Origin of the sequence: Streptomyces sp. PA03-1a, from assembly GCF_033792805.1 — a bacterium.
GTDB lineage: Bacteria > Actinomycetota > Actinomycetes > Streptomycetales > Streptomycetaceae > Actinacidiphila.
The window spans coordinates 40,926-62,187 of record NZ_JARAVO010000019.1 but is presented as its reverse complement, the minus strand read 5'-3'; the positions used below and the strand labels follow the sequence as shown (position 1 = coordinate 62,187).

Here is a 21,262-nt window from a genome sequence, read left to right as displayed (position 1 = left end):
GACGTAAACCGCGAGCGCTGAGGACGTGCGCCGGCGCGGTCAGTGCGGGCCTGCGCATCGTGTGCCTGGGTCGGGGCCGCGCCCGCACACGTCCACCGGGCCGCACACGAGGGGACCGGAACCGCCCTCGGAGGGAATGGCGGACAATGGGACGCATGCCATCCGTACTGCCCGACGGGGAGCCCATGCCTGAGGACGGCGCGCTCCCGCCGACCGCCCTGCGCGGCGCGGAGTCCCGCCCGCTGGGGTTCTACCTGCACGTCCCGTACTGCGCGACCCGCTGCGGCTACTGCGACTTCAACACCTACACCGCCGCCGAGCTGCGCGGCACCGGCGGCGTGCTCGCCTCCCGGGAGAACTACGCGGACACCCTGGTCGACGAGATCCGGCTGGCCCGCAAGGTGCTGGGCGACGACCCCCGCCGCGTGGAGACCGTGTTCGTGGGCGGCGGGACCCCCACCCTGTTGCCGGCCGCGGACCTGGCCCGGATGCTGGGGGCCATCCGTGACGAGTTCGGCCTGGCGGAGGGCGCGGAGGTCACGACGGAGGCGAACCCGGAGTCCGTGGACCCGGCGTACCTGGAGGAACTGCGGGCCGGGGGGTACACGCGGGTCTCGTTCGGGATGCAGAGCGCCCGGCCGCACGTGCTGCAGGTGCTGGACCGGCGGCACACGCCCGGCCGTCCGGAGCAGTGCGTGGCGGAGGCGCGGGCGGCGGGGTTCGAGCACGTCAACCTCGACCTGATCTACGGCACGCCCGGGGAGTCGGACGAGGACTGGCGGGCGTCGCTGGACGCCGCGATCGGCGCGGGGCCGGACCACGTGTCGGCGTACGCGCTGATCGTGGAGGAGGGTACGCAGCTGGCGCGCAGGATCCGGCGCGGCGAGGTGCCGATGACGGACGACGACGTGCATGCGGACCGCTACCTGATCGCGGAGGAGCGCCTGGCGGCGGCCGGCTACGGCTGGTACGAGGTGTCGAACTGGGCGACCTCGGACGCGGCCCGGTGCCGCCACAACGAGCTGTACTGGACCGGCGCGGACTGGTGGGGCGCCGGGCCGGGCGCGCACAGCCACGTGGGCGGCGTGCGGTGGTGGAACGTCAAGCACCCGGCGGCGTACGCGGCGGCGCTCGCGGAGGGCCGCAGTCCCGGGGCGGGCCGTGAGGTGCTGGCGGCGGAGGACCGCCGTGTGGAGCGGATCCTGCTGGAGCTGAGGCTGTCCGACGGCTGCCCGCTCGACCTGCTGGCCCCGGCGGGTGCCGGGGCCGCGGAGCTCGCCGTGAGGGACGGCCTCCTGGAGACCGGTCCTTACCGCGAGGGCCGCGCCGTCCTCACCCTGCGCGGCCGCCTGCTCGCCGACGCCGTCGTCCGGGACCTGGTCGACTGACTCAGCCAGGGGCCGTGACGAAGTCGATCAGTTCCTCCACGCGGCCCAGCAGTTCCGGCTGCAGGTCCCGGTAGGAGTGGACGGCGCCCAGGATGCGCTGCCAGGCGGCGCCGGTGTTCTCCGGCCAGCCCAGGGCGCGGCACACGCCGGTCTTCCAGTCCTGGCCGCGGGGGACGGCCGGCCAGGCGGGGATGCCGACGGAGGAGGGCTTCACGGCCTCCCAGACGTCGATGTAGGGGTGGCCGGCGACCAGGACGTGCTCGCCGGTGACCTCCGCGGCGATGCGGGACTCCTTGCTGCCCGGGACGAGGTGGTCCACGAGGACGCCGAGGCGGGCGTCCGGGCCGGGGGCGAAGGAGGCGACGATGGCCGGGAGGTCGTCGACGCCGTCCAGGTACTCGACGACGACGCCCTCGACGCGCAGGTCATCACCCCAGACGCGTTCGACCAGTTCCGCGTCGTGGCGGCCCTCGACGTAGATCCGGCCGGCGCGGGCGACCCGGGCGCGGGCGCCGGGGACCGCGAGGGAGCCGGAGGCGGTCAGCCGGGGGCCGGCCGCGGGGGCGGCGGCGGAGGGGCGTACGAGGGTGACCACGCGGCCCTCCAGGAGGAAGCCGCGGGGCGTCATCGGGAACACGCGGTGCTTGCCGAAGCGGTCCTCCAGGGTGACCGTGGGGCCCTCGGCGGTCTTCTCGCAGCGGACGACCGCGCCGCAGTAGCCGGTGGACACCTCCTCCACCACCAGGTCCCGTTCGGCCGCGACCTCGGGTGCGGGCGTGGCGGGACGCTTCCACGGCGGGGTGAGGTCGGGGTCGTAGTTGCGGCTGCGCATGCCAGGGATCGTATCCGCGCGGCGCACCGCTCAGGCGGATCCGAACCGGGCGGAGAGCGCGTCCCGTTGGGCGCGGACGAAGCGGGCGTCGACGACGGCGCCGTGGCCCGGCACGTACAGCGCGGTCTCGCCGCCCAGCCGCAGCAGCCGGTCCAGGGTCGCGGGCCAGGAGTGCGGGGCGGCGTCGGGCCCGGCCTGGGGCTCGCCGGACTCCTCGACGAGGTCCCCGCAGAAGACCACGGCCGGCGTGCCCGGCACGACCACCACCAGGTCGTGGGTGGTGTGGCCCTCACCCGGGTGGACCAGGAGGACCTGGCGGTCGCCGCCGAGGTCGAGCTCGTAGGAGCCGTCCACGAGGTGGCCGGGGCGTACGAGGGCGTCCGCGGCCCGTGCGGACTCGGCCTCGCCGGCGCCGTGCTCGACCGCGTCCAGGCCCAGCGAGAAGCGCTCGCGGTCGAGGTAGGCGTCGAGGGTCATCTCCCCGAAGACCTGGACGCCCTCGAAGGCGGCGGCGCCGAAGACGTGGTCGAAGTGGCCGTGGGTGAATGCGATGTGCGTCACGTCCCGTCCGGTCAGTTCGCGCACCTCCCGGCGCAGTCCGGCACCCTCGGGGACCGAGGATCCCGTGTCGACCAGCAGCACGCCTTCGTCGCCGACGACGACCCCGACGGTCACGTCGAGGAAGGGCAGCCGCCGCCGCGCCACCCCCGGTGCGAGCTGCTCCCAGCCGCCGGGGGAGTCCGGTGCGGTCGGTGTGGTCTCCACAACGCGACGGTATCCCCGCGGGACGCCTCGCGCCCGCTACGGTGGCCGGTCAAGGACGCCCCCGGGCCGGACCCGTGGACGGCCCTTGCCGAGGTCTTGCCACCCCGCCGTACACTGACTTGGGGAAAACTGGCACTCAGGGAAGAGGAGTGCCAGGCCACGGGGGCGACACGACCCGCACGGTGACCGAGCGACTGGAGGTGCGCGATGCTCAGCGAACGACGGCTCGAAGTGCTGCGTGCCATCGTCCAGGACTACGTGGGCACCGAGGAGCCGGTCGGCTCGAAGGCGCTCACCGAGCGGCACGCCCTCGGCGTCTCCCCGGCCACCGTCCGCAACGACATGGCCGTGCTGGAGGACGAGGGCTACATCCAGCAGCCCCACACCAGCGCGGGCCGCGTGCCGACCGACAAGGGCTACCGGCTCTTCGTCGACCGGCTCACCAGCGTCAAGCCCTTGTCCGGCGCCGAGCGCCGGGCCATCCAGAACTTCCTGGACGGCGCCGTCGACCTCGACGACGTGGTGGCCCGCACGGTCCGGCTGCTGGCGCAGCTGACCCGGCAGGTCGCGATCGTCCAGTACCCGTCGCTCACCCGCTCGACCGTGCGCCACGTCGAACTGCTCGCGCTCGCCCCGGCCCGGATCATGCTCGTGCTGATCACGGACACCGGACGGGTGGAGCAGCGGCTGGTGGACGCCCCGGCGCCGGTCGGCGAGACCGTCCTGGCCGACCTGCGCGCCCGGCTGAACAGCATGGTGGTGGGACGCCGGTTCAGCGACGTCCCGCCGCTGGTGCAGGAGCTCCCCGAGGGCTTCGAGCCCGACGACCGGCCCTCCGTCCAGGTGGTCCTCGCCACACTGCTGGAGACCCTGGTCGAGGAGACCGAGGAGCGGATCATGCTCGGCGGCACGGCCAACCTGACCCGCTTCGGGCACGACTTCCCGCTGACGATCCGCCCGGTGCTGGAGGCGCTCGAGGAGCAGGTGGTGCTCCTGAAGCTGCTGGGCGAGGCCAAGGACTCGGGCGTGACGGTGAGAATTGGTCACGAGAACTTCCATGAGGGCCTGAACTCCACATCGGTCGTCTCCGTCGGCTACGGTTCGGGCGACGAGGCGGTGGCGAAACTCGGCGTGGTCGGACCGACCCGCATGGACTACCCCGGAACGATGGGAGCGGTACGCGCAGTGGCACGTTACGTCGGACAGATCCTGGCGGAGTCGTAGTGGCCACGGACTATTACGCCGTGCTCGGCGTACGCCGCGACGCAAGCCCGGACGAGATCAAGAAGGCCTTCCGCCGTCTTGCGCGCGAGCTGCACCCGGACGTCAATCCGGACCCGAAGACCCAGGAGCGGTTCAAGGAGATCAACGCCGCCTACGAGGTGCTCTCGGACCCGCAGAAGAAGCAGGTCTACGACCTCGGCGGCGACCCGCTGTCGGCCAACGGCGGCGGCGCGGGCGCAGGCGCGGGCTTCGGCCAGGGCTTCGGCAACTTCAGCGACATCATGGACGCCTTCTTCGGGACGGCGTCCCAGCGCGGTCCGCGCTCGCGCACGCGGCGCGGCCAGGACGCGATGATCCGGCTGGAGATCGAGCTGGACGAGGCGGCCTTCGGCACGACCAAGGACATCCAGGTCGACACGGCCATCATCTGCAACACCTGCCACGGCGAGGGCGCGGCCCCGGGCACGACCGCGCAGACGTGTGACATGTGCCGCGGCCGCGGTGAGGTCTCGCAGGTCACGCGGTCCTTCCTGGGCCAGGTCATGACCTCCCGGCCGTGCCCCCAGTGCCAGGGCTTCGGCACCGTCGTCCCCACCCCGTGCCCGGAGTGCGCGGGCGACGGCCGGATCCGGTCGCGGCGCACGCTCACGGTCAAGATCCCGGCCGGTGTCGACAACGGCACCCGCATCCAGCTCGCGGGCGAGGGCGAGGTCGGCCCCGGCGGCGGCCCCGCCGGCGACCTGTACGTCGAGATCCGCGAGCTGCCGCACCAGGTCTTCCAGCGGCGCGGCGACGACCTGCACTGCACCGTCACCATCCCGATGACGGCCGCGGCGCTGGGCACGAAGGTCCCGCTGGAGACCCTGGACGGGCTGGAGGAGATCGACATCAGGCCCGGGACGCAGTCCGGCCAGTCGATCCCGCTCCACCAGCGCGGCATCACCCACCTGCGGGGCGGCGGCCGGGGCGACCTCATCGTGCACGTCGAGGTCCAGACCCCGGGCAAGCTCGACCCGGAGCAGGAGGAGCTGGTGCGCCGCCTGGCGAAGCTGCGCGGCGAGGAACGGCCCATGGGGCAGTTCCAGCCGGGCCAGCAGGGCCTGTTCTCCCGCCTGAAGGACGCGTTCAACGGGCGTTAGCACGACACGGCCGGGCCGACGGGGCCCGGCCGCCCACCGGCCCGCGGTCCGGGGTGGACACCCTGGACCGCGGGCCGACGCGTGCCGTGAAACGATGGCCGCATGGCCGCCCTGACCCACCGCTCCCCGAGGACCGCGCCGTGACCGCACCCGTCTTCGTCGTCGAACCCGGAGCGCTGGGCCCGGACCGCATCACCCTCTCCGGCCCCGAAGGGCGGCACGCGGTGTCCGTGCGCCGGCTGCGGGTCGGCGAGGAGATCGTGCTCACCGACGGCCTGGGACGCGGCGCGTACGGCACGGTGGCGGCCGTCGACGGCAAGGACACGCTCGAGGTCGCCGTCGCCGACGTCCGCGAGGAGGCCGAGCCCCGCCCGCGGATCACCGTCGTCCAGGCGCTGCCCAAGGGCGACCGCGGGGAACTCGCCGTCGAGACCATGACCGAGGTCGGCGTCGACGCGGTCGTGCCGTGGGCCGCCGCGCGCTGCATCACCCAGTGGAAGGGCGAGCGCGGCGCCAAGTCCCTGTCCAAGTGGCGTTCCACCGCCCGCGAGGCCGCCAAGCAGGCCCGGCGCCTGAGGTTCCCCGAGGTCGCCGAGATGATGACGACCCGTCAGGTCGCCGGGCTGCTGTCCGGTGCGGCGTTCGCCGCGGTCCTCCACGAGGAGGGCTCCGAGCCGCTCGCCGTGGCCCCGCTGCCGCCCGAGGGTGACCTCGTGCTCGTCGTCGGCCCCGAGGGCGGGGTCTCCCCGGAGGAGCTCGACGCCTTCGCCGCGGCCGGTGCCAAGCCGTACCGACTCGGCGCCAGTGTCCTGCGCACCTCCACCGCCGGCGTCGCCGCGACCGCCCTCCTGCTCGGCCGCACCGGGCGCTGGGGCTGAGGCGGCCGCCGGGCCGGAATCCCCCCGGCGGGCAATGAGATCGAAAACCCCTGACCAGCAGGGCGCCGGGTGGTTAGTGTGACGACGTGACGCAGCCGCAGCCTTCGCACCCCGCGTACCTCCGCTTCCCGCACCTGCACGGTGACCTGATCACCTTCACCGCCGAGGACGACGTCTGGGCCGCCCCGCTGGACGGCGCCGGCCGGGCCTGGCGGGTCAGCGCGGACAACATGCCCGTCGGCCATCCGCGGTTCTCCCCCGACGGGGCGCTCATCGCGTGGACCTCCACGCGGGACGGCGCACCCGAGGTGCACGTCGCGGCCACCGACGGCGGGCCGTCGAAACGCCTGACGTACTGGGGCAGCGGCCGCACCTCCGTGCGCGGCTGGACGCCCGGCGGCGACGTACTGGCCATCAGCACGTCCGGGCAGGCGTCGCTGCGCCGCACCTGGGCGCGGGCGATCCCGGTCGACGGCGGTCCCGCGTCGACGCTGCCGTACGGGCCGGTCGGCGACGTCGCCCACGGGCCGGACGGGGCCGTGCTGCTGCTGTCGGCCACGATGGGCCGCGAGGCCGCGGCCTGGAAGCGCTACCGGGGCGGCACCGCGGGCAAGCTGTGGATCGACCGCACCGGCGACGGGGAGTTCGAGCGGATCCACGCCGGCCTGGACGGCAACCTGGAGTGCGCGATGTGGGTGGGGGACAGGATCGCCTTCCTCTCCGACCACGAGGGCGTCGGCGCGCTCTACTCCAGCCTCCCCGACGGCGGCGACCTGCGCCGGCACACCGCCGTGGCGGACGGCGGCTTCTACGCGCGGCAGGCCGCCACCGACGGCACCCGCGTCGTCTACACCAGCACCGGCCGGTTGTTCCTGCTGGACGACCTCGACGGCGCGCAGGCCCGCCCGGTCGAGGTACGCCTCGGCGGCCAGCGTGCCGACCTGCAGCCGCACCCGGTCCACGCGGCCCACCACCTCGGCGACGCCCGGCCCGACCACACCGGCCGTGGCAGCGCGGTGGAGATCCGCGGCACCACGCACTGGGTCACCCACCGCGGCGGCCCGGCGCGGGCGTTGTCCGCCGAGCCGGGTGTGCGCACGCGGCTGCCGCGGGTGTTCGGCGGCGAGGGCGACCAGCAGGTCGTCTGGGTCACCGACGCCGAGGGCGAGGACGCGCTGGAGATCGCCCCCGCGGCGGGCTCCGGCACTGCCGCGCCCCGCAGGCTGGCCGCGGGGCGGCTCGGCCGGGTCCTGTCCATGAGCGTCTCCCCGGACGGCCACCGGATCGCCGTCGCCTCGCACGACGGCCGGGTGCTGCTCGTCGAGGCCCAGACCGGTGAGGTCCGCACCGTCGTCGAGGGCGAGCACGGCCCCGCGAGCGGCCTCGCCTTCTCGCCCGACTCGGCCTGGCTCGCGTGGTCGCACGCCGGTCCCGACCCGCTGCGCCAGCTCAAGCTCGCCTCGACCGCCGACCTCACCGTCGTCGACGCGACCCCGCTGCGCTTCCGGGACTTCTCGCCCGCCTTCACCGCCGACGGCAAGCACCTGGCGTTCCTGTCCGAGCGCTCCTTCGACCCGGTCTACGACGAGCACGTCTTCGACCTCGCCTTCCTCGGTTCCTGCCGCCCCCACCTGATCACGCTCGCCGCCACCACGCCCTCGCCCTTCGGCCCGCAGCGCCACGGGCGGCCGGTCGACTCCTCGTCCGAGGACAAGGACGGCGACGACCGCGGCCAGGACGAGGGCAAGAAGGACTCCCGCAAGGAGGACGGCGAGGACCGGCACCGCACCCCCGTCACCAAGGTGGACGCCGAGGGCCTGGCCGACCGCATCGTGCCCTTCCCGGTGGAGGCTGCCCGCTACTCCACGCTGCGCGCGGCCAAGGACGGCGTCCTGTGGCTCCGGCACCCCGTGCGCGGCGTCCTGGGGGCGAGCCTGGCCTCGCCCGAGGCCGAGCCGCCGTCCACCGCGCTGGAGCGGTACGACCTCAAGCAGCTGCGCGTGGAGGACATCGCCGACGACGCCGACGACTACGCCGTCAGCGGGGACGGCAACAAGGTGCTGGTGACGTCCGGTCACCGGCTGCGGGTGGCGGCGGCCGACCACAAGTCGGCACCGTCCGACGACGAGACCGACAGCAACGTGACCGTCGACCTCTCCCGGGTCCGCGTCACCGTGGACCCGCAGGCCGAGTGGCGTCAGATGTACGACGAGTCGCACCGGCTGATGCGGGACAACTTCTGGCGCGCCGACATGGGCGGCGTCGACTGGGACGGCGTGCGCGAGCGCTACCGGCCCGTCCTGGACCGGGTCGCCACCCACGACGACCTCGTCGACCTGCTCTGGGAGGTGGCGGGCGAGCTCGGCACCTCGCACGCCTACGTCACCCCGCCCGGCGGCCGCGGTGACGCGCTGAACCGCCAGGGCCTGCTCGGCGCGGACCTCGCCCGCGACGCGGACGGCGTGTGGCGGGTGGAGCGCGTGCTGCCCTCGGAGACCTCCGACCCCCGGGCCGGGTCCCCGCTGGCCGCGCCGGGCGTCGCGGTCCGCGCCGGCGACGCGATCCTCGCGGTGGACGGACGGCCCGTGGACCCGCTGGCCGGCCCCGGCCCGCTGCTGCTCGGCACCGTGCGCAAGCCCGTGGAGCTCACCGTCGGCCCGGCCGACGGCGGGGCGGTGCGCCATGTCGTCGTCGTGCCCATCGGGGACGAGGAGCCGCTGCGCTACCACGACTGGGTGGCCGGGCGCCGGGCGTACGTGCGCGAGCTGTCCGGCGGACGGCTGGGGTACCTGCACGTGCCCGACATGGTCGGCTCCGGCTGGGCCCAGATCCACCGCGACCTGCGCGTGGAGGTCACCCGGGAGGGTCTGGTCGTGGACGTGCGGGAGAACCGCGGCGGCCACACCTCCCAACTGGTCGTGGAGAAGCTGGCGCGGCGGATCGTGGGCTGGGACCTGCCGCGCGGGCTGCCCGCCTTCAGCTACCCGCTGGACGCTCCGCGCGGGCCCGTCGTGGCCGTCGCGAACGAGTTCTCCGGCTCGGACGGCGACATCGTCAACGCGGCGATCAAGGCGCTGGGGATCGGGCCCGTGGTGGGCACCAGGACCTGGGGCGGCGTCATCGGCATCGACTCCCGCTACCACCTGGTCGACGGGACGCTGGTCACCCAGCCGAAGTACGCCACGTGGCTGGAGGGCGTGGGCTGGGACGTGGAGAACCACGGTGTCGACCCGGACGTGGAGGTCGTCCACACCCCGCAGGACTGGGCCGCCGGGCGCGACCCGCAGCTGGACGAGGCCGTGCGCATCGCCCTGGAGGCGCTGGAGGCCAATCCGGCCCGTACCGCGCCCCCGTTGCCCTAGCGGCGTGGGCGGGGCGGGGCCCGGTGCGACCCGGGCCCCGCGCCGGCGCGCCGCCGCGAGGGGCACCGGTAGCATGCGGGACGTACTGATCAACCCCTGGACGGAGGCGTCAGGTGGCGGGAGAACCGCAGGCGGACTGCCTGTTCTGCAAGATCGTCGCGGGGAGCATCCCCGCGACCGTCGTGCGGGAGACCGAGACGACGGTCGCGTTCCGCGACATAAACCCCCAGGCGCCGACGCACGTCCTGGTCATCCCCAAGGCGCACTACCCGGACGCCGCCGCACTGGCCGCCCAGGCGCCCCAGCTCGCCGCGGACGTGCTGCGGGAGGCGGGCGAGGTCGCGGCCGGGGACAAGGTGGACGGCACCGGCTACCGGGTCGTCTTCAACACCGGCGCGGGGGCGGGCCAGACCGTCTTCCACGCGCACGCCCACGTGCTGGGCGGCCGTGGCCTCGAGTGGCCTCCCGGATAACCACCGGTGTCCGCACGTGAATTGGTCGTGCTCGGCACGGCCAGCCAGGTCCCGACCCGGCACCGCAACCACAACGGCTACTTCCTGCGCTGGGACGCCGAGGGCATCCTCTTCGACCCGGGGGAGGGCACCCAGCGTCAGATGCTGCGGGCCGGTGTGGCGGCGCACGACCTCACCAGGCTGTGCGTGAGCCACTTCCACGGGGACCACAGCCTGGGCCTGGCCGGGGTGATCCAGCGGATCAACCTGGACCGGGTGCCCCACCCGATCACCGCCCACTACCCCGAGTCGGGCAGGCGGTTCTTCGACCGGCTGCGGTACGCCACCGCCTACCGCGAGACCGTGCGGCTGCGCGAGGAACCGGTGGCGGGCGAGGCCGCGGTGCTGGTCGACTCCGAGGCCTTCCTGCTGGAGGCGCGCCGGCTGTCGCACCCGGTGGAGGCGTACGGCTACCGGCTGGTCGAGCCCGACGGGCGCCGCATGCTGCCGGAGCGTCTGGCCGCGCACGGCATCACCGGCCCGGCGGTGGGCCGGCTGCAGCGCGAGGGCGAGGTGGACGGGGTGACGCTCGCCGAGGTAAGCGAGACGCGCCCGGGCCAGCGCTTCGCCTTCGTGATGGACACCCGGCTGTGCGACGCGGTGTACGCCCTCGCCGACGGCTGCGACCTGCTCGTCATCGAGTCGACCTTCCTGGACGAGGACGCCGCGCTCGCCGAGGAGCACGGCCACCTGACGGCCGGCCAGGCAGCCCGGGTGGCGGCCGAATCGGGCGTACGACACCTGGTGCTCACGCACTTCTCGCAGCGCTACACCGACCCGGCGGACTTCGAGCGCCAGGCCCGGGACGCGGGTTTCCAGGGCGAGCTGACGGTCGCCCAGGACCTCGGCCGGGTCGCCGTGCCGAAGCGCCGCCAGGCCTAGCCGGAGCCGTCCGCACCCCTGTGACCTGTACGGTTGCGAGGTGAGCATCCCGAAGGCCGAACTCCACCTGCACATCGAAGGCACCCTCGAACCCGAACTCGCCTTCACCCTCGCCGAGCGGGGCGGGGTCGACCTGCCCTACGCCTCGACCGAGGAGCTGCGACAGGCCTACTCCTTCAGCGACCTGCAGTCCTTCCTGGACCTGTACTACGCGCTCATGGCCGTGCTCCGCACCGAGCAGGACTTCGCGGACCTCGCAGACGCCTATCTCGCCCGGGCCGCCGCGCAGGGCGTGCGGCACGCCGAGGTCTTCTTCGACCCGCAGGCGCACACCGCGCGCGGCGTCCCGATCGGCACCGTCGTCGAGGGCCTGGCGCGGGCGCTGGACGGCAGCCGGGAGCGGCACGGCGTCAGCACGCGGCTGATCATGTGCTTCCTGCGGGACGAGCCGGCCGAGTCCGCGCTGGAGACCTTCGAGGCCGCCCGGCCCCACCTGCACCGGATCAGCGCCGTCGGCCTGGACTCCGCCGAGGTCGGCCACCCGCCGTCGAAGTTCCGCGCGGTCTACGAGGCCGCTGCCGCGGCGGGCCTGCGCCGGGTCGCGCACGCGGGTGAGGAGGGCCCGCCGGCGTACGTGTGGGAGGCGCTGGACGTGCTCGGCGTCGAACGGATCGACCACGGCATCCGCAGCATGGAGGACCCGGAGCTGGTGGCCCGGCTGGTCCGCGACCAGGTGCCGCTGACCGTCTGCCCGCTGTCCAACGTGCGGCTGCGCTGCGTGGACACCCTCGCCGACCATCCGCTGCCCGCCATGCTCGACGCGGGGCTACTGGTCACCCTGAACTCCGACGACCCCGCCTACTTCGGCGGCTACGCGGGCGACACCTTCGACGCCGTGGCCGGTGCGCTCCCGCTCGGCGAGGACGCCCTGCGCCGGCTCGCCCGCAACTCCTTCCTGGCCGCCTTCCTCGACGACGACGAGGAACTGCGCGCCCGGTACCTCGCCGAGGTGGACGCCCACACGTTCTGAGCCCGCTCTGAGTGCGTGCGCGCGTGCCGGCATGAGTACGCGCACTCATGCGGGCCGCACCGCGCGGGCGGAGCATGGAGTCATGCGAAGGCACCTGATACGGCCCGCAGCGGCCGTCACGCTGATCGTGACCACGCCCGTCGCCACCTGGGGGCTCATGGGCCGGCAGGACGCGGCCGGCTTCGAACCCGCCGAACTGGACTACCTGGTACGGCCCTTCGCCATCCCGGAGGGGGCGGAGACCGCGATCGGCGTGGCCGCGGCCGTGCTGGCCGCCGGCGCGGCCGTGCTGCTGGGCCGGGCCTCCCGTCCCGGGCCGGACCGCTTCGACGGCCGGTGGTGGGAGGTCATCGGGCCGCTGCTCGCGGCGGGGCTGCTGGCCGGAGCGATCTGGCGGACGGTGACCGCCGGGGTCATCGGCGCCAACATCGGCGCCGGGCTGGCGATCCTGCTCGGCGGCCCGGTGGTCGCCGGGCTGGTGCTGTGGTCGCTGGGCCGGGGCCTGTGGCTGGCCCGCGCGCGGCGCCGCGGCACCCGCCCCCCGCGCGGGGGGACGGGCACCGCGGGCTGGCGGCCCGCCGCCGGTCAGGGCACGTAGTACATCGGGTTGGGGAGCTTGAACGACTTGTCGGCGTGCCCGCCGTTCAGGTCGCTGTACTGGTCGCCGAAGTTGGCGACGATGTCGTACCCCTGCGCCTCGATGTGGGCCCGGGTGCCCGCCTTGTAGTCGACGGTGGAGCAGGTCCACGTCGGGGCGGAGCAGGGCAGGTAGTCGGTCGCGACCTTGTTCTTGAGGAAGAAGTGCGCCGGGTCGGCGCTGGAGGTGTAGCCGGCGGTCCCGAGGTTGCGGACGCTCGCGGCGCGCTGCGTCTCCGGGCGGCCGGTGATCCAGAAGACCGTCACGCCGTGGTCGGCGGCCCAGTTGGCCAGCTGGGGCATGCCGAAGACCGGGGCCATGTCCTTGTTCTGGATGTAGGCGTCGTTCGAGGCCGGCGTGTAGTTGAAGCCCACCTCCAGCTCGTAGTTGTACGTCAGCAGGGACGTGTCGTCGACGTCCAGGACGATCGCGGGCTTGCCGTGGCGGTGGTGCGCGGACTTCGCGAGGGCGTCCCGCAGGTAGTCCTGGGCCTTCTTCTCGATGCCGGCGACCTGCTTGGCGTAGTTGCCGTCGGTCGCGGCCTGGTGCTCACCGGAGGCGTCGACGGTGTCGCCGTAGTACGCCTTGATGTCGTTGACCACGTCGGTCAGGTTGGGGATCTGCTTGTCGCTGCGCGGCACGGAGGTGTCCGCGGTCGCCGCGCCGACCCCGTAGAGAGTGGCGGCCGCCGCCACCGCGGCGACGGCGGCGGCGAGGGTGCGGGTGCGCCCGCGGGTGAACACGGACGGTCTGGCTGCGGGCATCTGGGGGGCTCCTTCGATCCGGCCGGAGGGCACGCACGGCCGGGCCCACGCGCTTCGGGGGAACGCCCGGCCCTGCGGGGCTCGTTGACGCGGCGACGCTAGGGGCCCCGATCATGCTGGTCAAGGGCTGTCTACGCGCGATGACCCCCAATCGCCGCCCGAGGACGGATCAGCCCAGGTCGCCACGTGCGGAAAGGACCGGCAAAGCTTTGGTATGCCGCCGCGGCCGGGCCCCGCGCCGCCGTGCCCGTACCCGCCCGAGGGTCAGTGGCGGTGCCGTCCCGGGCGCCGCCGCCCCGGTGCGGCGCCCCTCCTGCGGGTGGCCCTCGACAGAGCCGCGCCGCCCGCGAAGAGCACGACGCCCACCGCGAACGCGGTGAAGCCCAGCGGTGCCTTCGGCAGTCCCCACAGGGTCTCCGCGAAGGGGTCCGGCGGGGCCTGCGCACTGCCCACGCCGCCCAGCAGGCTGAGGATCAGGGACACCCAGACGGCGAACCCGGCAAGCGCCACCAGCACCCCGGCGGCCATGAGCACCCGGCCCGGCCCGCGCACCCGGAACAGCCCGGTGCAGGCCTCCTCGGCGGCCCCGGGGTCGTCCGCCTCCCGCCCGTCGCCGCCGGCCCCGTAGTGCCGGCGCCCGGCGAGGTACTGCGCGCGCCCGGACGGGTAGCGGCGGGTGGGGCCGGGCCCGGACCGGCCCCGGGTGTCCCCGAGGTCGTGGAGCACGGTCAGCGGCGAGGGAGTGCCACCCGGGCCATCCGCGGTTTCCGCGGCCTCTCCGGCTTCCGGGCGGTCCGCCTCGTCCCCGGGGTCCGCCTGCCGGGCCGACTCCACCGACAGCCGCAGCTCGACGTGGCCGATACGGAGCAGGTCACCGTCGTGGAGGGGGCGCGGTGCGTCGAGCAGGGTCCCGTTGAGGTAGGTGCCGTTGGTCGAGCCGAGGTCGCTGAGCACCACGTGGCTCCCGGCGCGGTTCATCGCGGCGTGCCGCCGGCTCACGCCCTCCTCGTCGAGCCGGATCCCGCTGCCGGCGAGCCTGCCGATCTCGCAGTAGCCGGCCGGTACGGGGTAGGCCCGTCCGGTGTCCGGCCCCGTGGTCACGATCAGTTGTGGCGGTGCGGCCGAGTGTCCGGGCATCTCCAGCCCCTGGGGGTCATCCGCTTTCCCTCAGGATCCGTCCGCGTCCCCGTGCGGACAAACGCTGGTCACGGCCCCGGGCGCGCGTACGATCGGTCGGAACGACACCAGGTCGGGAGGAGCCCGGGTGGAAGACCAGCCCGTCCTCGACCCGCTCGCGGCGGTGCGCGGGCCGGACGACCCGGAGACCGATGTGTACCTGACCGGCACGGTCTTCCTGGACATCATCTTCACCGGTCTCGACAGCGCGCCCGTGCGCGGCACCGAGTCCTGGGCGCGCGGCATGGGATCGAGTCCCGGCGGCGTGGCCAACATGGCGACCGCCCTCGCCCGGCTGGGGCTGCGCACCTCGCTCGCGGCCGCCTTCGGCGACGACGTGTACGGGGACTACTGCTGGGACGCCCTCGCGGTGGGGGAGGGCATCGAGCTGGAGCTGTCCCGCAAGATCCCCGGCTGGCACTCGCCGGTCACGGTCTCCATGGCGTACGAGGGCGAGCGCACCATGGTCAGCCACGGCCACGAGGCGCCGCCGCCCGAGGAGCCCGCGCCGCTCTGCCCGCCGCCGAGCCGGGCGTGCGTGGCCTCGCTGGTGCCCGGGGTCCCGCAGCAGGAGTGGATCGGCACCGCCGCCGGGCGGGGCAGCCGGATCTTCGCCGACGTCGGCTGGGACGACAGCGGCCGCTGGGACAGCGCGGACCTGGCGGACCTGGCGCACTGCGAGGCCTTCCTGCCGAACGCCGCCGAGGCCATGCGCTACACCCGCACCGACTGCCCCCGGGCCGCCGCCCGCAAGCTCGCCGAGCTGGTCCCGCTGGCGGTGGTGACGCTCGGCGCCGAGGGCGCGTACGCGGTCGACTCCGCCGCCGGCCAGGCCGCCGAGGTGCCGGCGCTGTCGGTGGAGGCGCTGGACCCCACGGGCGCCGGGGACGTCTTCGTCGCGGGCTTCCTGACCGGCACCCTGGCCGGCTGGTCGCTCGCCGACCGGCTGGCCTTCGCGTGCCTCACGGCCGCGCTGTCGGTGCAGGAGTTCGGGGGCTCGCTCTCGGCGCCCGGCTGGATCGAGATCGCGGCCTGGTGGCAGCACGCCAAGGCCTACGACGACCAGGACCGCTCGGCGCTGCGCCGCTACGCCTTCCTGGACGACCTGCTGCCCACCGGCACCCGCCGCTGGCCCCTGCGCCGCGCCGTGCCGACGATCGGCTTCCGTCCGCCGCCCTTCCGCTGACGCGGTGGCGGAGCCGGCGTCAGGCGATCACGTCGACGGGGCAGCGGGCCGCCTTCGCGCGCTCGATGCGGGCGTCGCCCGTGACCAAGGTGCACCCCAGGTGTTCGGCGAGCGCTGCGTACGAAGCGTCGTACGCGGAGAGGTTGGCGCGCAGCTCCCAGATGCGATCGAGCAGGGCGTATCCCGGCATGCGCTGGATCGGCAGGGCGGACAGCAGGGTGATCGCCGTCTCCGCCGAGGCCTGCCCCAGCTTCCCTCCGAGCGACAGGCCGCGGATCGCATGGGCCGCCTCGAACTCGATGAGGGCCGGCGCGTGCAGGGTCTCGCCGGCCATCCGTTTGCGCGCGAGATCGCCCAGTGGGCCGGCGTGGGTGAGGGCGAGGACGAGTGCGGACGCGTCGACGACGATCACTCGCGGCGCCCCTCGTCGATGTGTCCGAGCAGGTCCGCCACGGTGTAGTCGGCTGTCGCCGCCTTCCGGGCGCTGGCCAGTATGTCGTCGACCGTCGGTGTTCTCGCCTGTTCGATCAGCCTCTGGCGCAGGTACTCGTTCAGGGACTGGTGCGCCTCGATCGCGCGGTGTTTGAGGGTGCGGTGCACGTCGTCGGGGACGTCCTTGATCTGGATGTTCGCCATGCCGTCACGCTAACATGCGAAACGCATGCTTGCATGCGTTTCGCATGCTGGCGTCAGACCCGGCGCTCCAGGATCCGGCCCGGCCAGGGGGCGCCCTCGGCCTGGGGCACGGTGAAGGGCTGGGCGAGGGTGAAGCCCAGGGCCTCGTACTGCCGGACGAGCCGGCCCTCGCCGCCCGCGTAGCAGTCGACCCGCAGCAGCGGGATGCCGCGGCGCCGCGTCTCGGCGACGGCGTCGTCCACCAGGGCCGCGCCGATGCCGCTGCCGGACAGCGCCCGGTCGGTGACGAGCAGCCGCAGGTACAGCTCGCGCCCGTCCACGGGCGGGGCGTAGTCGGGCTTCTCCTCGGCCAGCACGCACACGCCCACCACCCGGCCGTCGGCCACGGCCGCGCGCAGCAGGTACTCCTTCGCGTACCGGGCCACGCGCTCCACCGCCGGGGGCCGGGAGGACCAGGGGCGGGTGCCCCACTGGCCGGTGTGGCCGCGGGCGGTCAGCCAGGCGACGGCTCCGTCCAGCAGGGCGAGCGTCGCGGGCAGGTCCTCGGGTCCTCCGGTGCGGATCTCCATCCCGCAGTTCTACCCGGCGCGTGACGCAGCGTAAAACCCCTCGGCACCCCAGCCGCACCGACGTACCCTTGAACCCCAAGCCCAGTGGCATGTCGAACAGCAGAAGGCGGGATGAGCAGGCCGTCGAGCCTGGCCCATGACTCAGACACCGACAACGCAGCAACCGCAGGCGAGCGCCCACTTCGTCGTACCGGCCAAGCACCCCATGGTGACGGTCCTGGGGTCCGGTGACTCGCTCCTGCGCGTGATAGAGCAGGCGTTCCCGGCCGTCGACATCCATGTACGAGGCAATGAGGTCAGCGCGAGCGGTGAATCCGCGGACGTCGCGCTGGTCCAGCGCCTCTTCGACGAGATGATGCTGGTACTGCGCACAGGCCAGCCGATGACGGAGGACGCAGTGGAGCGGTCGATCGCCATGCTCCGCCAGGACAGCGGAGCCGACGGCCTGGAGGAGACCCCCTCCCAGGTGCTCACCCAGAACATCCTTTCCAGCCGGGGCCGCACCATCCGCCCCAAGACCCTCAACCAGAAGCGCTACGTCGATGCGATCGACAAGCACACGATCGTGTTCGGCATCGGCCCCGCCGGTACCGGCAAGACCTACCTGGCCATGGCCAAGGCCGTCCAGGCGCTGCAGTCCAAGCAGGTCAACCGGATCATCCTGACCCGCCCCGCCGTCGAGGCGGGCGAGCGGCTCGGCTTCCTGCCGGGCACGCTCTACGAGAAGATCGACCCGTACCTGCGTCCGCTGTACGACGCGCTGCACGACATGATCGACCCCGACTCGATCCCGCGCCTCATGGCGAGCGGGACGATCGAGGTCGCTCCTCTGGCGTACATGCGCGGCCGCACGCTCAACGACGCCTTCATCATCCTCGACGAGGCGCAGAACACCAGCGCCGAGCAGATGAAGATGTTCCTCACCCGGCTCGGCTTCGACTCCAAGATCGTCATCACCGGTGACGTCACCCAGGTCGACCTCCCCGGTGGCACGAAGAGCGGACTGCGCCAGGTCGTGGACATCCTGGACGGCGTCGAGGACGTGCACTTCTCGCGCCTGACGAGCACGGATGTCGTACGCCATAAGCTGGTCGGGCGCATCGTGGACGCATACGAGCGCTACGACGACCTCAACGGCAACCGAAAGTAGCCACCGAAGCACTATGGCGATCGACGTCAACAACGAATCCGGCTGGGACTTCGACGAGGCGGCGGTGCTCGACATCAGCCGCTACGCCCTGCAGCACATGCGTATCCACCCCCTGTCCGAGCTCTCCGTCATCGCGGTCGACGCCGACGCCATGGAGCAGCTGCACGTCCAGTGGATGGACGAACCGGGGCCCACCGACGTCATGTCCTTCCCGATGGACGAGCTGCGTCCCGGGAAGGAGGACGAGGAGCCCCCGCAGGGACTGCTCGGGGACATCGTGCTCTGTCCCGAGGTCGCCAAGAAGCAGGGCGACGAGGCCGTGACCAAGCACTCCATGGACGAGGAGCTGCAGCTGCTCACCGTCCACGGGGTGCTGCACCTGCTCGGTTACGACCACGAGGAGGCCGACGAGAAGGCCGAGATGTTCGGTCTGCAGAAGGCCATCCTCGACGGCTGGCGCGCCGAGCGCGGCATCCAGGGGCCGTCGCCGGCCCCGACGACCACCCACTGATCGCGATGGTGGTCTTCGCCGTCCTGCTGGTCGTCGTCGCCTGGCTGGCCGCCTGCGCCGAGGCCGGCATCGCCCGCACCTCCCGCTTCCGGGCGGAGGCGGCGGTGCGGGCCGGCCGGCGCGGGGCGGACAAGCTGCTGGCGGTCTCCTCGGATCCCACCCGCTACCTCAACGTCGCGCTGCTGGTCCGGGTGGCCTGCGAGATGGCGGCGGCGGTGCTCGTCACCGTCGTCTGCGTCCGGCACTTCGAGGAGACCTGGCAGGCGGTCCTGGTGGCGGTCGCCGTCATGATCGTCGTCTCGTACGTCGCGGTGGGCGTCTCGCCCCGCACGATCGGCCGCCAGCACCCGCTGAACACGGCCACCGCGGCGGCTTACGTGCTGCTGCCGCTGGCCCGCGTCATGGGCCCGGTCCCGGCGCTGCTGATCCTGCTCGGCAACGCGCTCACCCCCGGCAAGGGCTTCCGCCAGGGCCCGTTCGCCTCCGAGGCGGAGCTGCGCGCGCTGGTCGACCTCGCGGAGAGCGAGTCCCTCATCGAGGACGAGGAGCGCCGCATGGTGCACTCCGTCTTCGAGCTCGGCGACACCCTGGTGCGCGAGGTGATGGTGCCGCGCACCGAACTGGTGGCCATCGAACGCTTCAAGACGATCCGGCAGGCCATGACCCTGGCGCTGCGCAGCGGTTTCTCGCGCATCCCGGTCACGGGCGAGAGCGAGGACGACATCGTCGGCATCGTCTACCTCAAGGACCTCGCCCGCCGCGTGCACATCAACCGGGACGCCGAGACCGACCCGGTCTCCTCGCTGATGCGCCCGGCCTTCTTCGTCCCCGACACCAAGAACGCCGGCGACCTGCTGCGCGAGATGCAGCGCGAGCGCAACCACGTCGCCGTCGTCATCGACGAGTACGGCGGCACGGCCGGCGTCGTCACCATCGAGGACATCCTGGAGGAGATCGTCGGCGAGATCACCGACGAGTACGACCGCGAGGTGCCGCCCGTGGAGGAGCTGGGCGGGGGCCGTTACCGCGTCACCTCCCGCCTCGACCTCGGAGACCTGGGCGAGCTCTACGGCGTGGACCTGGACGACGAGGACGTCGAGACCGTCGGCGGCCTGCTCGCCAAGACCCTCGGCCGGGTGCCGATCCCCGGTGCCTCCGCCGTCGTCGGGCTCCCCGAGACCGCCTCGGCCCCGCACGCCCCCGCCGCGCTCCGGCTCACCGCGGAGGCCCCGTCGGGCCGCCGCAACCGCATCGGGGCGGTCCTCGTCGAGCCGGTCCCGGTCGTCGCGGAGGACCCCTCGGGCCCGGAGCCGGACGGGGCGATGCACGGCGGGTAGCGCCGGTCAGCCCTGGTCGACGAGCGGGACGCCGGGGGCGAAGTGTTCCAGCGCGGCGGCCAGGCGTCGGCGGTCGAGCCGCCAGCCGTTCACCTGGCGGGACGCTATGACCAGGTCGAACGGTACGGGGACCAGGGCCCCCGCGACGGCGCGTGCCAGCGCGCCCTGCCCGGGGCCGGGCAGGGGCGGAGCGCCCTCGCGGCGCTGCACCCCGATCCAGGGCACCCGGTGGCCGTACGGGACCGGCTGCTTCCACAGCACCACGGCGGTGACGTCCTCCCACGGCACGTGCGCGGTGGTGGCCCGGTAGCGCAGGGGCACCCCGCCGAGGAGCACGCCCGTCGCGTCGACGCGCAGGGCGACCCTGCGGGTCAGCGAGTTCGCGGCGATGAGCAGCCCGCCGCCGCCGAAGAGGACGCCTCCCGCGATCCGCAGGGGGAAGCCCATGCCCGGCATCACCAGGACCGCGGTGAAAACGACCGCCCCCAGCAGCACGGCGACGGTTCGGCGGTCGAAGCCGTAGCGCGCCTCGTAAGCCGGCTTCGCGTCGTCATCCATGCCGAGATCATGACAATGCCCTGCCCCCGAGGGGAACCCTCGGGGACGGATACGCTGACCGCATGAGCGACGAGCTGCTGCCGGAAGACCGCAAGATCATCACCCTGGCCCGCTCCGCCCGCGCCCGCAACGGCGTCGCCGAGGGGGCGGCCGTGCGCGACGAGACGGGGCGCACCTACGTGGCGGGGACCGTGGCCCTTCGGTCGTTGTCGCTCAGCGCGCTGCGGACGGCGGTGGCCATGGCGGTCGCCAGCGGTGCCACGTCCCTGGAGGCGGCGGCCGTGGTGTCCGAGGCGGACGCGGTGCCGGACGAGGACCGTGCGGCCGTGCGCGACCTGGGCGGCGCGGGCACGCCGGTGCTGCTGGCCGGCCCCGACGGAGTTGTCCGGGCGAGGGTCGAAGCGGGCTGAGCCGGCGCTGGCTCAGCCGCCGGGCCCTGCAGAACGGGCCGCGCGCAGGGCGTGCTCCCAGTCGCCGACCAGGGCGCGTGCGGCGGGCAGCAGCGCCTCGCCCTGCACGGTGAGGCCGACGCCGCGGGGCCCGCGGTCGAAGAGGCGGAAGCCGAGCTGCCGTTCCAGGGCGCGGATCTGCTTGGAGAGCGCGGGCTGGGAGATGCGCAGCCGCTCGGCGGCCCGGGTGAAGTGCAGTTCGTCCGCGACCGTGACGAAGTAGCGGAGGTCACGCACGTGGACGTCCATATCCATCGGTTATAGCAGCGGATCGTGG

Annotated in this window: 22 protein-coding genes and 1 pseudogene; 14 read left to right on the top strand and 9 right to left on the bottom strand. The window is 73.7% G+C overall.

Features of this window, described 5'->3' with window-relative positions:
* Positions 1-155 precede the first annotated feature (155 nt).
* Complete coding sequence (gene hemW, locus PV341_RS06555) at positions 156-1,388, top strand: radical SAM family heme chaperone HemW (protein WP_500356973.1); 1,233 nt, start codon at positions 156-158, stop codon at positions 1,386-1,388.
* Position 1,389: 1 nt separating this feature from the next.
* On the opposite strand, the gene PV341_RS06550 is transcribed toward hemW, so the two are convergent.
* Together PV341_RS06550 and PV341_RS06545 are read right to left on the bottom strand one after the other, a co-directional pair.
* Complete coding sequence (locus PV341_RS06550; RefSeq protein ID WP_500322988.1) at positions 1,390-2,220, bottom strand: DUF3097 domain-containing protein; 831 nt, start codon at positions 2,218-2,220, stop codon at positions 1,390-1,392.
* A 30-nt stretch (positions 2,221-2,250) separates the two neighbouring features.
* Positions 2,251-2,985 (bottom strand): MBL fold metallo-hydrolase, encoded by a 735-nt coding sequence (locus PV341_RS06545; protein ID WP_500356971.1) that lies wholly within the window; start codon positions 2,983-2,985, stop codon positions 2,251-2,253.
* 207 nt (positions 2,986-3,192) lie between these two features.
* On the opposite strand from PV341_RS06545, the gene hrcA reads away from it, so the two are divergent.
* The 8 genes from hrcA (at position 3,193) to PV341_RS06505 (ending at position 12,610) form a co-directional block, all read left to right on the top strand.
* Positions 3,193-4,209 (top strand): heat-inducible transcriptional repressor HrcA, encoded by a 1,017-nt coding sequence (gene hrcA / locus PV341_RS06540; protein WP_500322990.1) that lies wholly within the window; start codon positions 3,193-3,195, stop codon positions 4,207-4,209.
* On the top strand, positions 4,209-5,348 hold the full coding sequence (dnaJ, locus tag PV341_RS06535; RefSeq protein ID WP_499511827.1) for a molecular chaperone DnaJ: 1,140 nt from the start codon (positions 4,209-4,211) through the stop codon (positions 5,346-5,348). The genes hrcA and dnaJ overlap by 1 nt, the downstream gene beginning before the upstream one ends.
* Positions 5,349-5,488: 140 nt before the next feature.
* Positions 5,489-6,226 carry a 16S rRNA (uracil(1498)-N(3))-methyltransferase gene (locus tag PV341_RS06530; RefSeq protein ID WP_500322992.1) on the top strand — a complete coding sequence of 246 codons (738 nt, stop codon included), beginning with the start codon at positions 5,489-5,491 and terminating at the stop codon, positions 6,224-6,226.
* Positions 6,227-6,312: 86 nt separating this feature from the next.
* Complete coding sequence (locus tag PV341_RS06525; RefSeq protein ID WP_500356970.1) at positions 6,313-9,588, top strand: S41 family peptidase; 3,276 nt, start codon at positions 6,313-6,315, stop codon at positions 9,586-9,588.
* Between the two features lie 113 nt (positions 9,589-9,701).
* Positions 9,702-10,061 carry a histidine triad nucleotide-binding protein gene (locus PV341_RS06520; RefSeq protein WP_500322995.1) on the top strand — a complete coding sequence of 120 codons (360 nt, stop codon included), beginning with the start codon at positions 9,702-9,704 and terminating at the stop codon, positions 10,059-10,061.
* A gap of 6 nt (positions 10,062-10,067) precedes the next feature.
* Positions 10,068-10,982, top strand: coding sequence for a ribonuclease Z (locus PV341_RS06515; protein WP_500322996.1), 915 nt, complete (start codon positions 10,068-10,070; stop codon positions 10,980-10,982).
* A gap of 40 nt (positions 10,983-11,022) precedes the next feature.
* Complete coding sequence (locus PV341_RS06510) at positions 11,023-12,012, top strand: adenosine deaminase (RefSeq protein ID WP_500322997.1); 990 nt, start codon at positions 11,023-11,025, stop codon at positions 12,010-12,012.
* 82 nt (positions 12,013-12,094) lie between these two features.
* Positions 12,095-12,610, top strand: a complete 516-nt coding sequence (locus PV341_RS06505; RefSeq protein WP_500322998.1) for a hypothetical protein — start codon at positions 12,095-12,097, stop codon at positions 12,608-12,610.
* Here PV341_RS06505 and PV341_RS06500 read toward each other — a convergent pair.
* Positions 12,598-13,413: an HAD family acid phosphatase gene (locus PV341_RS06500; protein ID WP_500322999.1), complete on the bottom strand. Its 816-nt coding sequence runs from the start codon at positions 13,411-13,413 to the stop codon at positions 12,598-12,600. The genes PV341_RS06505 and PV341_RS06500 overlap by 13 nt on opposite strands.
* A 264-nt stretch (positions 13,414-13,677) precedes the next feature.
* Positions 13,678-14,550 carry an FHA domain-containing protein gene (locus PV341_RS06495; RefSeq protein ID WP_500323000.1) on the bottom strand — a complete coding sequence of 291 codons (873 nt, stop codon included), beginning with the start codon at positions 14,548-14,550 and terminating at the stop codon, positions 13,678-13,680.
* Between the two features lie 127 nt (positions 14,551-14,677).
* Between PV341_RS06495 and PV341_RS06490 the strand changes: the two genes are divergently transcribed.
* Positions 14,678-15,775, top strand: coding sequence for a carbohydrate kinase family protein (locus PV341_RS06490; protein WP_500323001.1), 1,098 nt, complete (start codon positions 14,678-14,680; stop codon positions 15,773-15,775).
* A gap of 19 nt (positions 15,776-15,794) precedes the next feature.
* Here PV341_RS06490 and PV341_RS06485 read toward each other — a convergent pair whose 3' ends face one another.
* The 3 genes from PV341_RS06485 to PV341_RS06475 are packed head-to-tail and all read right to left on the bottom strand — an operon-like array spanning position 15,795 to position 16,980.
* On the bottom strand, positions 15,795-16,187 hold the full coding sequence (locus PV341_RS06485; protein WP_500323002.1) for a type II toxin-antitoxin system VapC family toxin: 393 nt from the start codon (positions 16,185-16,187) through the stop codon (positions 15,795-15,797).
* Entirely contained in the window at positions 16,184-16,411 is a 228-nt protein-coding gene (locus PV341_RS06480) for a FitA-like ribbon-helix-helix domain-containing protein (protein ID WP_500323003.1), read from the bottom strand. The genes PV341_RS06485 and PV341_RS06480 overlap by 4 nt, the downstream gene beginning before the upstream one ends.
* Positions 16,412-16,464: 53 nt before the next feature.
* Positions 16,465-16,980 carry a GNAT family N-acetyltransferase gene (locus PV341_RS06475; RefSeq protein WP_499511816.1) on the bottom strand — a complete coding sequence of 172 codons (516 nt, stop codon included), beginning with the start codon at positions 16,978-16,980 and terminating at the stop codon, positions 16,465-16,467.
* A gap of 136 nt (positions 16,981-17,116) precedes the next feature.
* On the opposite strand from PV341_RS06475, the gene PV341_RS06470 reads away from it, so the two are divergent.
* From PV341_RS06470 to PV341_RS06460, 3 genes are read left to right on the top strand one after another with little or no spacing between them, the layout of a single operon-like run.
* Positions 17,117-18,130, top strand: coding sequence for a PhoH family protein (locus PV341_RS06470; RefSeq protein ID WP_499511815.1), 1,014 nt, complete (start codon positions 17,117-17,119; stop codon positions 18,128-18,130).
* 13 nt (positions 18,131-18,143) lie between these two features.
* Positions 18,144-18,641 carry an rRNA maturation RNase YbeY gene (gene ybeY, locus PV341_RS06465; RefSeq protein ID WP_500323005.1) on the top strand — a complete coding sequence of 166 codons (498 nt, stop codon included), beginning with the start codon at positions 18,144-18,146 and terminating at the stop codon, positions 18,639-18,641.
* A 5-nt stretch (positions 18,642-18,646) separates the two neighbouring features.
* Complete coding sequence (locus PV341_RS06460) at positions 18,647-19,978, top strand: hemolysin family protein (RefSeq protein ID WP_500323006.1); 1,332 nt, start codon at positions 18,647-18,649, stop codon at positions 19,976-19,978.
* A gap of 6 nt (positions 19,979-19,984) precedes the next feature.
* On the opposite strand, the gene PV341_RS06455 is transcribed toward PV341_RS06460, so the two are convergent.
* Entirely contained in the window at positions 19,985-20,536 is a 552-nt protein-coding gene (locus PV341_RS06455) for a hypothetical protein (RefSeq protein ID WP_500323007.1), read from the bottom strand.
* A gap of 62 nt (positions 20,537-20,598) precedes the next feature.
* Here PV341_RS06455 and PV341_RS06450 point away from each other — a divergent pair, with 62 nt between their 5' ends.
* Positions 20,599-20,946 (top strand): cytidine deaminase-like protein, encoded by a 348-nt coding sequence (locus PV341_RS06450; protein ID WP_500356968.1) that lies wholly within the window; start codon positions 20,599-20,601, stop codon positions 20,944-20,946.
* 21 nt (positions 20,947-20,967) lie between these two features.
* Here PV341_RS06450 and PV341_RS06445 read toward each other — a convergent pair.
* Positions 20,968-21,234 (bottom strand): annotated as a pseudogene (locus PV341_RS06445) (LysR family transcriptional regulator); the annotation flags it as partial.
* Between the last annotated feature and the right edge of the window lie 28 nt (positions 21,235-21,262).

Bases quoted from the DNA above. Each gene is read 5' to 3' on its own strand.
- hemW (WP_500356973.1), top strand. From the start codon at position 156: ATGCCATCCGTACTGCCCGACGGGGAGCCCATGCCTGAGGACGGCGCG.
- PV341_RS06550 (WP_500322988.1), bottom strand. From the start codon at position 2,220: ATGCGCAGCCGCAACTACGACCCCGACCTCACCCCGCCGTGGAAGCGT.
- hrcA (WP_500322990.1), top strand. From the start codon at position 3,193: ATGCTCAGCGAACGACGGCTCGAAGTGCTGCGTGCCATCGTCCAGGAC.
- PV341_RS06505 (WP_500322998.1), top strand. From the start codon at position 12,095: ATGCGAAGGCACCTGATACGGCCCGCAGCGGCCGTCACGCTGATCGTG.
- PV341_RS06500 (WP_500322999.1), bottom strand. From the start codon at position 13,413: ATGCCCGCAGCCAGACCGTCCGTGTTCACCCGCGGGCGCACCCGCACC.
- PV341_RS06495 (WP_500323000.1), bottom strand. From the start codon at position 14,550: ATGCCCGGACACTCGGCCGCACCGCCACAACTGATCGTGACCACGGGG.
- PV341_RS06480 (WP_500323003.1), bottom strand. From the start codon at position 16,411: ATGGCGAACATCCAGATCAAGGACGTCCCCGACGACGTGCACCGCACC.
- PV341_RS06475 (WP_499511816.1), bottom strand. From the start codon at position 16,980: ATGGAGATCCGCACCGGAGGACCCGAGGACCTGCCCGCGACGCTCGCC.
- PV341_RS06470 (WP_499511815.1), top strand. From the start codon at position 17,117: ATGACTCAGACACCGACAACGCAGCAACCGCAGGCGAGCGCCCACTTC.
- ybeY (WP_500323005.1), top strand. From the start codon at position 18,144: ATGGCGATCGACGTCAACAACGAATCCGGCTGGGACTTCGACGAGGCG.
- PV341_RS06460 (WP_500323006.1), top strand. From the start codon at position 18,647: ATGGTGGTCTTCGCCGTCCTGCTGGTCGTCGTCGCCTGGCTGGCCGCC.
- PV341_RS06455 (WP_500323007.1), bottom strand. From the start codon at position 20,536: ATGGATGACGACGCGAAGCCGGCTTACGAGGCGCGCTACGGCTTCGAC.
- PV341_RS06450 (WP_500356968.1), top strand. From the start codon at position 20,599: ATGAGCGACGAGCTGCTGCCGGAAGACCGCAAGATCATCACCCTGGCC.